Source organism: Ruegeria sp. AL11 (assembly GCF_056540865.1).
On the sequence record NZ_JBQFXO010000007.1, the window covers coordinates 20102 to 32382 of the forward strand.

The following is a 12281-nucleotide window of genomic DNA, read 5'->3' on the forward strand; positions in this document are numbered from 1 at the left end:
GTGTGCTAAGCGGCAACCGAAGGCCGCCCGATGAGTTTGCTGGCCGAGATGGCGCGGACGTCGTCGACCACCATGTCAAAGGACACCTCGCGCCCCTCGGACCGGGCACGTTCCGCGATGCGGTCCTGGTGAAAGGCCATGACGTCCTTGGGCAGCGGTACATTTCCGGTCTCGAAGATCCGCAGCGCGCCATGGTTGTCTCGGACCGGTGTCAGCTTGCCCGCGTTCCCGATGGCGGGGGCGAAGGGGATATCCATGACGCCGGATTCAAAGGCCAGAACGGCACCGCGCGCGATGTCGCCTTTGCCCAGTTTCATGACGGCGCGCATGACGGCGTGAACCTCGGCCTCGATTACCTCGACCTCGGTCAGGATTTCGTTGCCGTCATTGCGGTTCTGATCCGCGATCATGTTGACCATCTGACGGGTCGCCTTGAGCCCGGCCTGGTTCGCCTCAAGCGAGGGGATGCCGCTGGCCTCATGCGGGGTCTTCACGATGATCTTGGTGGCCCGCGCCTGTTTCGCGGCCAGCGCACCCAGACAGATCACGGCCGTTGCCTTGGCCTCATCCTCGGGGAAGCCGCCCATCCACTGATGGAACACAGTGGTCAGTTGGTAATCGTCATAGCCCGCGTTCTGGAAATAGTGATGCCCCAGCCGCCGAAGCGAGCGCAGCGCGGCGACGTCCTGCACCAGATTGCCCGCCTGACCGTAGCCCAGCGTGATACAGCGCACGCCTTGTTCTAGTGCCAGAAGGCCTTCGATGATCGCAACCACATGCGACACGAATGGCGGCACCAGCGTCCCGGTCAAGGGGCCGAAGGGTTCTCGGTTTATACGGATGCCATGTTCTTCGAACCGGCCCACCAGACGGTCGCAATATTGCCAATGGCGGATCGACTGTTCCAGCGGAATGTTCTTTGCGTATGGGATGTTATAGGAAATCCCGCCGCCCTCGTAGGACGAAAAACCTGAACTGAGTGTCACTTCAGCCAGCAGGCGTGCATCCGGTGTGCCGTGCCGGACCTGAATGGGTTTTGAGACGGCCTCGACCAACCGCGTGCAGCCTTCAACACCATGGTTGACCGCCGGGAACCCGTTCAGCAGCGAGGTGCCCGCCGCGCGGGAGCGGTCGATGCCATCCTGCGCCTCGTCATATCGGTTGTGACGGGTATAGGCGTCGATGGTGGTGGGCAGCACATCGCAATAGGGGGCCAGCCCCTCCATCAGCGCGGTGTGTTCGCGCAACAGCGCAACGCCCGCACGGGGTTGCAGCAGAGTCTTGCCGGTTTCATCCGCATCCGCCAAGGCCGCCGAGAACCGCTTTTCCGAGGGCAGCGCGTGCTGACGAGCAAGGCCTGCGTCAAAATCCACCTCGGCACCGGTGTGCCAGGATTGCAGAACGCCCTCACGCTCGGCGTCAAAAACGGAGTCAGGCAGCTTGGAATTCGTGATTTCTGGCGCGCCGGTCATGTCACCATCTGCCTTTGCTAGATTGCGGCCCAATCGGCAAACCTAGGTGCGAAAGCGCCGGAGTTGTGGCCGATGTTCGGAAGACGGCTCATGTCGATGTCGTCTTTCAACAGAGCCACGACCTCGTCGATGTTAGCTGAGGCTGGGAAGACGCGGTCATAGCCCATGTCTTTGAAGCGGGTGACGACGGTCGCGAAATCCTGTTTGCCAATCACGAGGTTCCCGCCGACATAGAGCAAGATGTTCCCGATCCCTGCAGCCTCGCACCGGTCGCGCAGGCCCTGGCAATCGATCTCACCGTGCCCGTAGATGGATGAGACAAGGATCGCATCAGCTTTTTGAGCAACGGCTGCGGCGACGAATTCGCTCTGGCTGACCATGACGCCGAGGTTAACGACCTCGATCCCGGCCCGTGTCAGCAGGCTATCGAGGATCTTGTTGCCTACAGCGTGGCAATCTGCACCGATCACTCCCAAAACGACTTTATGCGTGGTGCTGGCGTCGAACATGTCTCGCTCCTCCTGTGTCGCGCTTTGGGGTGTCGTAGCCGTGATTCTCAAAACGGTAAAGAATGATGATGAAAAATAAAAAACAGATAAGGGTAAGTTACTAATGTGCATCCGGCCGCTATTGGAGCTTGAAACGTCAAAACGGCGACACTCTGATGGCATCTGTCGCATCTGAGATAGCTTCTGTCCGAAATCGACACTGAAAACGTGGGCGACCTGGGTGCATATAGTAAGCTGCAACGAATAGGAGCCTACATGCGATTCTCGGCGCTGCGACTTTTCAAAGAGGCCGTGACCGGCCACAAGGGCTGGGGCCCGCAATGGCGCGACCCAGAGCCTGCGGATGCTTATGACTATGTGATCGTGGGCGGTGGCGGCCACGGACTGGCCACAGCCTACTACCTTGCCAAGGAATTCGGTGCCGCGCGTATTGCAGTATTGGAAAAAGGCTGGATCGGCGGCGGTAATGTGGGTCGGAACACGACGATCATCCGCTCGAACTACCTACTGGACGGGAATGAGCCGTTCTACGAGTTCTCGCTGAAGCTGTGGGAAAACCTCGAACAAGACTTTAACTATAACGCCATGGTCAGCCAGCGCGGTATTTTGAACCTGGTCCACACGGATGCACAGCGGGATGCGGCGCGGCGGCGGGGCAATGCGATGATCCTGAACGGATCAGATGCCGAGTTGCTGGATACCGCAGGCGTCCGTGCCATGTACCCGTTCCTGAATTTCGATGACGCCCGGTTCCCGATCAAGGGTGGTCTGCTACACCGTCGCGGCGGCACGGTGCGCCACGACGCGGTGGCGTGGGGATACGCACGCGGCGCGGATATGCGCGGTGTGGATATCATTCAGAATTGTGAAGTGACGGGTTTCCGCATTGATAACGGTAAGGTTCTGGGGGTCGATACCACCCGCGGCTTCATTGGGGCGAAAAAGGTCGGTGTCTCTGTTGCGGGCAGTTCCAGCCGCGTGATGGAGAAGGCGGGGATGCGCCTGCCGATCGAAAGCCACGTGTTGCAGGCTTTCGTCTCCGAGGGACTGAAGCCATTCATCGACGGCGTCATCACCTATGGTGCGGGGCACTTCTACTGCAGCCAGTCCGACAAGGGTGGTCTGGTCTTTGGTGGTGACATCGACATGTACAACACTTACGCCCAACGCGGGAACCTGCCGGTGGTCGAGGACGTGATCGAAAGCGGCATGGCGCTGATCCCGGCACTTGGGCGTGCGCGCCTGCTACGCAGTTGGGGCGGGATCATGGATATGTCGATGGACGGCTCACCGTTTATCGACAAGACGCATATAGACGGGCTCTATTTCAATGGCGGATGGTGTTACGGGGGGTTCAAGGCAACGCCGGCCTCTGGCTATTGCTTTGCGCATCTTCTGAAAACCGACCGTCCGCATGAAACCGCTACGGCCTACCGGCTGGATCGGTTCATGACCGGTCACATGATCGACGAAAAAGGGCAGGGCGCCCAGCCGAACCTGCACTGAGGACCATCGCTATGATCAACAAGTTTGCACGCGATCTGATCGAAAACTGGCATCTTGGCTTTGTCGCCACAGCGGATGCCGAAGGGAACCCGAATGTCTCGCCCAAGGGTGCGTTTGTGACCCATGATGATACCAAGATCAGCTTTGCAGAAATGCGGTCTCCGGACACTCTGGCCAATATTGCGGTGCGTCCGCAGGTTGAGGTTAACTTCATCGACATCCTGACCCGTCGGGGCGTCCTGATCCAGGGTGAGGCCAGCTATGTACCGCGCGACGATACGCGCTACCCGTCGTTGCGCCCAGCCTATACCAACCGCTGGCCCGAGCTTGAGCCGATGTTTTCGGGTTTCGTGGTCATCAAGGTAACGGCGTGCAAGCCTCTGGCCACGCCCGCTTATGACATGGGCGTGACCAGCGAAGAGCTGCGCGCCAAGTGGATGCAGCGCGTTCGCGACATCAATATCATTCACAAAGGGTCGGAGGTCGAAGCATGCTGATCAATCACCCCCTGCTTGGACCGCGCGACGCGCAGGAGTTCACTTATCTGGGCGATGCCTCGCTGATCAATCGCCCTGATTGGCAGGCCGAGGACGCGGCGCAAGCGTTTCACGACTACCTCTACCTGCGTGACAACCCGGCGGGCGAGCATCGCGAGCTTTGGTATCACGAACAGGGCGACCGGTCGTGGCTGGTGGTCACGCGCAACACGCTGACCCATGAAATCCTGAAGGTCGAACTGGCCCGTGACGTGGCCAAAGCGGCAGGGAAGGCTTCACAATGACTCAGAGCAATCGACTGAATGGCGGGCTGATCAACCGGGACGCCAGCCTCAGCTTCACCTTCGACGGCAAATCCTATCAGGGGTATGAGGGCGACACGCTGGCCTCGGCCCTGTTGGCCAATGGCGTGCGCCTGATGGGCCGGTCGTTCAAATATCACCGCCCACGCGGCCCGCTAACTGCGGGCAGCGAAGAGCCGAACGCCCTGGTCGAGCTGCGTTCGGGCGGACGGCAGGAGCCGAACACCCGCGCCACCGTGGCCGAGCTGTACGACGGCCTGAGCGCCAATTCCCAGAACCGCTGGCCGTCGCTGGAACGCGATTTCATGGCGATCAATGACCGGTTCTCGAACTTCTTGACCGCAGGGTTTTACTACAAGACTTTCATGTGGCCCAAGGCGTTCTGGGAAAAGCTATATGAGCCGATCATCCGCAAGGCCGCCGGTCTGGGTAGCCTGACGGGTGAGGATGATCCCGATCTCTATGACAAGGGCTTCCTGCATTGCGATCTGCTGATCATCGGCGCAGGCCCGACCGGTCTGGCGGCGGCGCTGACCGCAGTACGTGCGGGTGCTCAGGTCATTCTGGCCGATGAAGACTTCCGCATGGGCGGGCGCCTGATTGCTGAGACTGGCGCTTTGGCCGATATCTCCGGCGCGGACTGGGTCGCGCAGGCTCTGGCCGAGCTGGCGTCGATGAATAACGTGCGGGTCATGCCGCGTACAAGCGTCTTCGGGGCCTATGACCATGGGATCTATGGCGCGGTCGAACGCAACGCGGATCACCTGATCGCGCCCGCGGCTGACAAACCCCGCCAAACCCTGTGGCGCATCTACTCCAAGCGCGCGCTGATCGCGACCGGGGCCATAGAACGCCCCATCGCGTTTGAAAACAACGACCGTCCCGGCATCCTGCTGGCTGGCGCGGTTCGGTCCTACGCCAACCGCTGGGCGGCGACGCCGGCGCAATCGGTTGTGGTTTTTGCCAACAATGACGACGCGCACCAGACAGCACGCGATCTGATGGCGCAGGGTATTAAGGTCCCGGCCATTGTGGACACGCGCCCGGATGCTGCGGATGTCGAGGGCACCGAGGTTCTGAAAGGGGCCGAGATCATCAACACCTCGGGCCGCCTGGGTCTGACTTCGGTGCAGGTGCGGACCGCGAAGGGCCACACGACGGATCTCTATTGTGAGGCGCTGGCGATGTCCGGCGGCTGGAACCCCAACCTGGGCCTGACCTGCCATCAGCGCGGTCGCCCGGTCTGGAACGCGGATATCCACGCCTTTGTTCCGGGCGACGGCCTGCCCGTCGGTCAGATCGTGGCAGGCGCGGCCAAGGGTGAGATGGCCACCGACGCGGCGCTGCAAGGTGGTGCGGCGGCGGCTGTGGCCGCTTTGGCTGATCTGGGGATCACGGCATCCCCCGCTGATCTGCCCGCTGCAGCCGATGCGCCGGTCTCGATCAGCCCCTTCTGGCACGTCAAAGGCGCAAAACGCGCATGGCTGGATTATCAGAACGACGTGACCGTCAAAGATGTCAAGCTGGCACACCAAGAGAACTTCACCTCGGTCGAGCATCTCAAGCGCTATACCACGCTGGGCATGGCAACCGATCAGGGCAAGACCTCGAACGTGGGTGCCTTGGCGGTGATGGCCGAGCTGACCGGCAAGTCCATTCAGGACACTGGCACAACCATCTTCCGCCCGCCTTATACTCCGGTGGCGATGGGGGCCTTTGGTGGCCGTGCAGTGGGTAAGGATTTCCACCCGACCCGCCTGACACCTAGCCACAAATGGGTCGAGGAGCAGGGCGCCGTGTTTGTCGAGGTCGGCAATTGGCTGCGTGCCCAATGGTTCCCGCGCAAGGGCGAAACCCATTGGCGCCAATCGGTGGATCGCGAGGTGCTGCAGACAAGAAACTCGGTCGGTGTGTGCGATGTGACGACACTGGGCAAGATCGACGTGCAGGGCGCGGATGCTGCGGCGTTCCTGAACATGGTCTATTCGAACGCCTTCGCCAAACTGCCCGTGGGCAAGGTGCGCTATGGCCTGATGCTGCGCGAGGATGGCATCGCCTATGACGACGGCACCGCCGCGCGCTTTGCCGAGGACCATTTCGTCGTGACCACCACCACCGCCAACGCGGTTCTGGTCTATCGCAACATGGAATTCGTCCGCCAATGCCTGTGCCCGGATATGGACGTGCAGCTGATCTCGACCACCGAGGCCTGGGCGCAATATGCCGTGGCCGGCCCCAACAGCCGTAAACTGCTGCAAAAGATCGTGGACCCCGAGTTTGACATCTCGAACGAGGCGTTTCCCTTCATGGGTTGTGGTGAGATCACCGTCTGCGGTGGCCTGCGGGCACGACTGTTCCGGATCTCGTTCTCGGGCGAGCTGGCCTATGAAATCGCAGTGCCTACGCGCTATGGCGACGGGCTGATGCGCGCGCTGATGGAGGCGGGTGAAGAGTTCGACGTGATGCCTTACGGCACCGAGGCCCTGGGCGTCATGCGGATCGAAAAGGGGCATGCGACAGGCAATGAGCTGAACGGGACGACTACGGCTCTGAACCTTGGCATGGCGCGTATGGTCAGCACCAAGAAGGACTGTATCGGCAACACGCTCAGCCGTCGGGAAGGGCTGAATGCCCCGGACGCGCTGGCTCTGGTCGGTCTCAAACCGGTGGACGCTAAGGACAGCGTACCTGCGGGCGGGCATCTGATGAACGCCACTGGCCCGGTCGATGCGGCCCATGATCAGGGCTATGTCACGTCGGCCGCCTATTCGCCGATCCTGGAAAGCTCGATCGGGCTCGGATTTGTCAAAGGTGGCTCTGACCGGATGGGTGAAAAACTGCGTCTGGTGAACCCGCTGGAAGGCCAGGAAGTCATGGTCGAGATTGTCAGCGCTCATTTCGTGGACCCGGAAGGGGAGAAGCTTCGTGCATAAACTGAAACCCATCACCCCGCTGGGCGGCGACACGCCGCGTGTCGATACGGTCGGTTCGATCACGATCACCGAGGTCGTGGATCAGGCGCTGGCGTCGGTCGCGGCCCGCAACGATCAGGCCGGTGCCGTGCAAAAGGCGCTGGCCGACAAGATCGGTCTGAGCGTGCCCGAGGTGGGCCAATCCGCTCAGGCCGCACCCTATGCTGCGCTCTGGATGGGGCCGGAGCAATGGATGGTCATGGCCCCGCATGACAGTCACGAATTGCTGGCCGCCGAGTTGAAGCAGATCGTCGGTGACACCGCATCGGTTTCCGAGCAAACGGATGGCTGGTGCCGGTTCGACGTGCAGGGCGCGGCTCTGTGCGATCTGTTCGAACGGCTCAGCAACGCGCCGGTCCGCATGATGGGGTCGGGCGCGGCGATCCGAACCACGGCGGAGCATCTGGGCGTCTTCCTATGGCGTCTGGCCGAGGACCACATGGCCGTTCTTGGCCCGCGCTCTTCGGCGGCGTCGCTGCATCACGGCCTGTTGGCCGCCGCAAAATCCATCGCCTGAAGCTTAGCCCGAGGGCAGCACATCGTCGCTGCCCACCCGCATCGAGTTCTTGGCACGCCGGTCGCTGATCGGCGTGACCCCAAACGTCTCACGATAGTGCCGCATGAAGGCGCTGGGTGTGGCGTAGCCGACCATATAGGCGACCTCGGCGATCGGGTCGTTCGTATACAGCACCAATTGCCGCGCCTGGTTCATCCGCATCCGCCGATAATATGTCAAAGGGCTGTGCCCTGTGGCCTTTTTGAAGCTTCGCTCCAGTGACCGTGCCGAAAGGCCCACCGCATCAGCGACTTCGCTGATCTGGATGGGATTTTCGATATGTTCGGCAAAATGCTGAATGGCCTTTGCAACCTGTTTGGGCAAAAGATCCTGACTTTGCGCGGTTGAGATTGCGGGCACCTTTTGCGTAACGGTCCCGCTGCGAATGAAGGGATGCTGGAACCAACAGGCGACCTCGGCCATGACATCACCGCCCAGGCGTTTTTCGATCAGGGCAAGCATGTGATCGAACACGGCAGAAGCGCCCGAGATCGTGCTAAAGGCGCCTTCTTCGCAGATCACCGTGCCGTGGATCGGGATTTCGGGAAATTCAGCCTGAAACGCGGCCTCGTAACACCAATGCACCGACAGAGGGTTGTCACCGGTCAGCCGGGTGCGGGCAAGGGGGAAGACGCCGCCGCTGATTGCGCCGATACGGGTTTTGTTGCGCATCAGGCGCTGGAGCGCCGCGTTCGCCTTGGAGGGGGTGTCGAACACACTGTTCGGGCTTGAGGCAAACAGCAGATGCGTCAGGGATTGGGCGTCGGCCAAGGTGCTGTCGGGATAAAATGTAACGCCTGCCGAGGATTGGATCGGTTGGTCTTGCTCGGCAATGACATGCCAGCTGAACGCCTCCTGCCCCGAGATCTCATTCGCGGCGCGCAGCGGCTCGATGCAGGAAGTCAGGCAGGCCATCGGGAACCCGGGAAAGATCAGGATGCCCAGCGAAATTTTCTCGACCTGATCTTTCATGAGCGTTGCTCTTTCATTAAGCCCTCGACGGTTCCGAGGATGTCATTTTCCAGTCTGCGGGCAGCGGGCGACAGCGCAGAATCAGCCTTGCGTATCAGGTGAATTTGCCGCTTGGCGGTCTTGTCCGCCAGTGGGCGGAACACCAGATCGGATTGCCCGGCCGAAATTGCCGCCATCTCGGGCAGGAGTGTGACCCCGATCCCGGCTCGGACCATGCCCAGAATAGAGGTGATGTTATGTGCCGAAAACCGAGAGCCTGCGTGCAGTTTTTCCGCCTCGGGCCCGGGGATGCTTTCGGACAGGCTGTTGGCGATCAGCTGCTCATTCTCAAGCGCGTGCCAATCGATGGGGCCGGTGTCACTGGCCAGCGGGTGGTCCGGTTTCAGCAGCACGCCGAACCAGTCGGTCAGCAAAAGCTGACTGTGCAGGCCCGACCCGTTCCCGCGCAGTGTCGCGATGCCGATATCAATGCGCCCCCGCGACAGCTCGTGCAGGACGGACTTGGAATCCATGTCGCGCAGTTCCACCCTCACTTTCTCGTAAGCCTTGGTATTTCTGGAAAAAACGCGTGGTATGATCGTGCCTGCCACCGATGGAACCGTCGCAATTCTGACATGTCCCATACTGGCATTGGCAAAGTTTTCGATGGCCCGAACCGTATTGTCGAAATGCTGTAATTCCAGTTGCGATTGCTCGAAAACGAACTCACCCAACGCGGTCAGTTTGTTTTTGCGGTCCGTCTCAAACAGCGGCTCGCCCAGATGCGTCTCAAACTGCTTGAGCATCATCGACACCGCCGAAGGGGTGCGTTTCAGGACAACGGCCGCGTCCGTCAGGTTGCCGGTACGGGCCACCGCGACAAAGCCGCGAAGCATTTCGATCTTGAGTGTCATATTGGAGGCTTCAATCTTGCTGAAGTAAATTTCAATAATTTTAGTTTGATTGATTGTTAAAAAAGAGTCCATACCCGCTCAGCAAATTCTCTATGGGGCAAACGGCTATGGCTGACATTCAAAAGAACCTGATTGCTGGTGAGTGGGTCACCGGTGAAGGTGAGATCGAAAATCGCAACCCATCGGACCTGAGCGATCTGGTCGGTATGTTTGCACAGGCCAGCGCGGATCAGCTTGAGGCAACATTGGATCAGGCGCGTGCTGCTCAGCGGGAATGGGCCGCCTATGGGCTGGAGCGCAAGCAGGCCGTTCTGAACGCGATCGGCAATGAGCTGATGGCCCGCGCCGAGGAACTGGGCACGCTGCTGAGCCGCGAAGAAGGCAAGCCGCTGGCCGAAGGCAAAGGCGAAGTGTTCCGCGCCGGTCAATTCTTTACCTACTACGCCGCCGAATGCCTGCGTCAAATCGGTGAGAACGCGGATTCCGTGCGCCCCGATATCGAGGTGGACGTTCGCCGCGAAGCCGTTGGCGTTGTTGCCATCATCAGCCCGTGGAACTTCCCCACCGCGACGGCCTCGTGGAAGATCGCTCCGGCGCTGTGCTATGGCAACGCGGTTGTCTGGAAGCCCGCCAACATCACCCCGGCCTCGGCAGTGGCACTGACGGAGATCATCAACCGCCAGGACATCCCCAAGGGTCTGTTCAGCTTGGTCATGGGTTCGGGCCGCTCCATCGGTCAACGTCTGGTGGAAAGCCCCAAGGTCAACGCGATTTCCTTCACCGGGTCGGTTCCGGTCGGTAAAGGTATCGCCGCTGCCGCCATCCAAAACCTGACCAAAGTTCAGATGGAAATGGGATCGAAGAACGCTCTGGCCGTTATGGACGATGCTGATCTGGATCTGGCGGTGACGCTGGCGTTGGGCGGTGCGTTCGGTGGCACCGGTCAGAAATGCACGGCGTCGTCGCGCCTCGTGGTCCACTCTGCCATTCATGACGCCTTTGTCGAAAAGCTCGTTGCGGGTGCGCAGGCGATGAAAGTGGGCCACGCGCTGGAAGAGGGCGTTCAGATGGGTCCCGTCGTCAGCCAGCAGCAATTGAGCGAAAACCTGGCCTATGTCGATCTGGGCAAATCCGAGGGCGCAGAACTGGCCTGTGGCGGCGCGCGTCTCGAGATGCCGCATGATGGGTACTACATGTCGCCCGGCGTGTTTCTGAACACCACCAACGACATGGCGGTAAACCGCGAGGAAATGTTTGCACCGCTTACCAGCGTCATCAAAGTGGGTAGCTATGACGAAGCGCTGAGCGTCGTCAACGACACCAGTTTTGGCCTGACCTCGGGCATCGTGACCAAGTCGCTGGCCCGCGCCACCCATTTCCGCCGCAATGCGCGCACCGGTGTTGTCACCGTGAACCTGCCCACCGCAGGCACCGACTATCACGTGCCCTTCGGTGGTCGTGGCGACAGCTCCTACGGTCCGCGTGAGCAGGGCAAAGCAGCGGCCGAATTCTACACCACGGTCAAAACCGCATATATCAGCGCAGGTCCCGTCTGATGCTGATCGATTGCCTGCAATATGTGAACTGGTCGGAAAAGGTCTTCCGCCAGTTGCGCGAGGGGGGCGTAGACGCGATCCACGTCACCATCGCCTATCATGAGAACTTTCGTGAAACGGTTCTGAACTTCGAACAGTGGAACCGCTGGTTCGAACAATACCCGGACCTGATCATGAAAGGGCAGTGGGCCAGCGACATCGATACGGCGCGGGAAACCGGCCGGACAGCGGTGTTCTTCGGGTTCCAGAACCCAAGCCCGATGGAAGACGATATCGGCCTGATCGAGATCCTGCACACTTTGGGTGCGCGGTTCATGCAGCTGACCTATAACAACCAGTCGCTGCTGGCGACTGGCTGCTATGAGGCCGAGGATTCAGGCATCACCCGCATGGGTAAACAGGTCATCAAAGAGATGAACCGTGTGGGCCTTGTTGTCGACATGAGCCACTCGGCCGACCGCTCGACCATCGAGGCAGCTGAGATCTCGGAACGTCCCATCGCCATCACCCACGCGAACCCCTATGACTGGTCGCCCGCCCTGCGCAACAAGCGCGATGCGGTGATCCGTGCGGTGACGGAAAACGGCGGCATGCTGGGTTTCTCGGTTTACCCGCACCATCTGAAAGACAAGTCCGACTGCACGCTGGAAAGCTTTTGCGAGATGATCGCACGCACGGCGGACAAATACGGTGCGCAGCATCTGGGGATCGGCACCGACCTGTGTCAGGACCAGCCCGACAGCATCGTGGAATGGATGCGAGTAGGTCGCTGGACTAAGGAAATCGACTATGGCGAGGGCTCTGCCTCGGCCCCCGGTTTCCCGCCCATGCCGGGTTGGTTCAATGACAACCGTGACTTCGGCAACATCCGGGCAGGCCTACGTGCCACCGGCATGAATGACGATGAGGTTGACGGGATCATGGGAGGCAACTGGTACCGTTTCTTTGACGAGAACTTCAAACCGCTCGCCTGACGCAGGCCAGCAAAACGACGAAGCTATGGCCGCATTCCAGATAGAAACGGCCTGACTAATATTAACGGAGGA

11 protein-coding genes are annotated in these 12281 nt (G+C 60.4%); 7 read left to right on the forward strand and 4 right to left on the reverse strand.

Annotation, left to right across the window (positions count from 1 at the left end; translation table 11 throughout):
* Positions 1 to 5: 5 nt before the first annotated feature.
* Both ACR0IP_RS12400 and glmS read right to left on the reverse strand, forming a co-directional pair.
* Positions 6 to 1472: a methylaspartate mutase subunit E gene (locus tag ACR0IP_RS12400; RefSeq protein ID WP_170378703.1), complete on the reverse strand. Its 1467-nt coding sequence runs from the start codon at positions 1470 to 1472 to the stop codon at positions 6 to 8.
* A 17-nt stretch (positions 1473 to 1489) separates the two neighbouring features.
* Positions 1490 to 1981 (reverse strand): methylaspartate mutase subunit S, encoded by a 492-nt coding sequence (glmS, locus tag ACR0IP_RS12405; protein WP_170378640.1) that lies wholly within the window; start codon positions 1979 to 1981, stop codon positions 1490 to 1492.
* A 255-nt stretch (positions 1982 to 2236) separates the two neighbouring features.
* On the opposite strand from glmS, the gene ACR0IP_RS12410 reads away from it, so the two are divergent.
* The 5 genes from ACR0IP_RS12410 to ACR0IP_RS12430 are packed head-to-tail and all read left to right on the forward strand — an operon-like array spanning position 2237 to position 7775.
* On the forward strand, positions 2237 to 3487 hold the full coding sequence (locus tag ACR0IP_RS12410) for a sarcosine oxidase subunit beta family protein (RefSeq protein ID WP_170378638.1): 1251 nt from the start codon (positions 2237 to 2239) through the stop codon (positions 3485 to 3487).
* An 11-nt stretch (positions 3488 to 3498) separates the two neighbouring features.
* Entirely contained in the window at positions 3499 to 3984 is a 486-nt protein-coding gene (locus ACR0IP_RS12415; protein ID WP_170378636.1) for a pyridoxamine 5'-phosphate oxidase family protein, read from the forward strand.
* Entirely contained in the window at positions 3978 to 4268 is a 291-nt protein-coding gene (locus ACR0IP_RS12420) for a sarcosine oxidase subunit delta (RefSeq protein WP_170378634.1), read from the forward strand. The genes ACR0IP_RS12415 and ACR0IP_RS12420 overlap by 7 nt, the downstream gene beginning before the upstream one ends.
* Entirely contained in the window at positions 4265 to 7219 is a 2955-nt protein-coding gene (locus tag ACR0IP_RS12425; protein ID WP_480525843.1) for a sarcosine oxidase subunit alpha family protein, read from the forward strand. Before ACR0IP_RS12420 ends, ACR0IP_RS12425 begins: the two co-directional genes overlap by 4 nt.
* Positions 7212 to 7775, forward strand: coding sequence for a sarcosine oxidase subunit gamma (locus ACR0IP_RS12430; RefSeq protein ID WP_480525845.1), 564 nt, complete (start codon positions 7212 to 7214; stop codon positions 7773 to 7775). The genes ACR0IP_RS12425 and ACR0IP_RS12430 overlap by 8 nt, the downstream gene beginning before the upstream one ends.
* 3 nt (positions 7776 to 7778) lie before the next feature.
* Here the strand turns inward: ACR0IP_RS12430 and ACR0IP_RS12435 are convergent, their stop codons facing one another.
* Both ACR0IP_RS12435 and ACR0IP_RS12440 read right to left on the reverse strand, forming a co-directional pair.
* Complete coding sequence (locus tag ACR0IP_RS12435; RefSeq protein WP_480525847.1) at positions 7779 to 8786, reverse strand: GlxA family transcriptional regulator; 1008 nt, start codon at positions 8784 to 8786, stop codon at positions 7779 to 7781.
* Positions 8783 to 9679 carry a LysR family transcriptional regulator gene (locus ACR0IP_RS12440; RefSeq protein ID WP_480525849.1) on the reverse strand — a complete coding sequence of 299 codons (897 nt, stop codon included), beginning with the start codon at positions 9677 to 9679 and terminating at the stop codon, positions 8783 to 8785. Before ACR0IP_RS12440 ends, ACR0IP_RS12435 begins: the two co-directional genes overlap by 4 nt.
* Positions 9680 to 9786: 107 nt before the next feature.
* Here ACR0IP_RS12440 and ACR0IP_RS12445 point away from each other — a divergent pair, with 107 nt between their 5' ends.
* Both ACR0IP_RS12445 and ACR0IP_RS12450 read left to right on the forward strand, forming a co-directional pair.
* A complete protein-coding gene (locus ACR0IP_RS12445; RefSeq protein WP_480525851.1) occupies positions 9787 to 11235 on the forward strand; it encodes an aldehyde dehydrogenase family protein in 1449 nt (482 codons plus the stop codon).
* Positions 11235 to 12209, forward strand: coding sequence for a membrane dipeptidase (locus ACR0IP_RS12450; protein ID WP_480525853.1), 975 nt, complete (start codon positions 11235 to 11237; stop codon positions 12207 to 12209). Before ACR0IP_RS12445 ends, ACR0IP_RS12450 begins: the two co-directional genes overlap by 1 nt.
* The last annotated feature ends 72 nt before the right edge of the window (positions 12210 to 12281 follow it).

Bases quoted from the DNA above. Each gene is read 5' to 3' on its own strand.
- ACR0IP_RS12400 (WP_170378703.1), bottom strand. From the start codon at position 1,472: ATGACCGGCGCGCCAGAAATCACGAATTCCAAGCTGCCTGACTCCGTT.
- ACR0IP_RS12445 (WP_480525851.1), top strand. From the start codon at position 9,787: ATGGCTGACATTCAAAAGAACCTGATTGCTGGTGAGTGGGTCACCGGT.
- ACR0IP_RS12435 (WP_480525847.1), bottom strand. From the start codon at position 8,786: ATGAAAGATCAGGTCGAGAAAATTTCGCTGGGCATCCTGATCTTTCCC.
- glmS (WP_170378640.1), bottom strand. From the start codon at position 1,981: ATGTTCGACGCCAGCACCACGCATAAAGTCGTTTTGGGAGTGATCGGT.
- ACR0IP_RS12450 (WP_480525853.1), top strand. From the start codon at position 11,235: ATGCTGATCGATTGCCTGCAATATGTGAACTGGTCGGAAAAGGTCTTC.
- ACR0IP_RS12425 (WP_480525843.1), top strand. From the start codon at position 4,265: ATGACTCAGAGCAATCGACTGAATGGCGGGCTGATCAACCGGGACGCC.
- ACR0IP_RS12440 (WP_480525849.1), bottom strand. From the start codon at position 9,679: ATGACACTCAAGATCGAAATGCTTCGCGGCTTTGTCGCGGTGGCCCGT.
- ACR0IP_RS12420 (WP_170378634.1), top strand. From the start codon at position 3,978: ATGCTGATCAATCACCCCCTGCTTGGACCGCGCGACGCGCAGGAGTTC.
- ACR0IP_RS12410 (WP_170378638.1), top strand. From the start codon at position 2,237: ATGCGATTCTCGGCGCTGCGACTTTTCAAAGAGGCCGTGACCGGCCAC.
- ACR0IP_RS12415 (WP_170378636.1), top strand. From the start codon at position 3,499: ATGATCAACAAGTTTGCACGCGATCTGATCGAAAACTGGCATCTTGGC.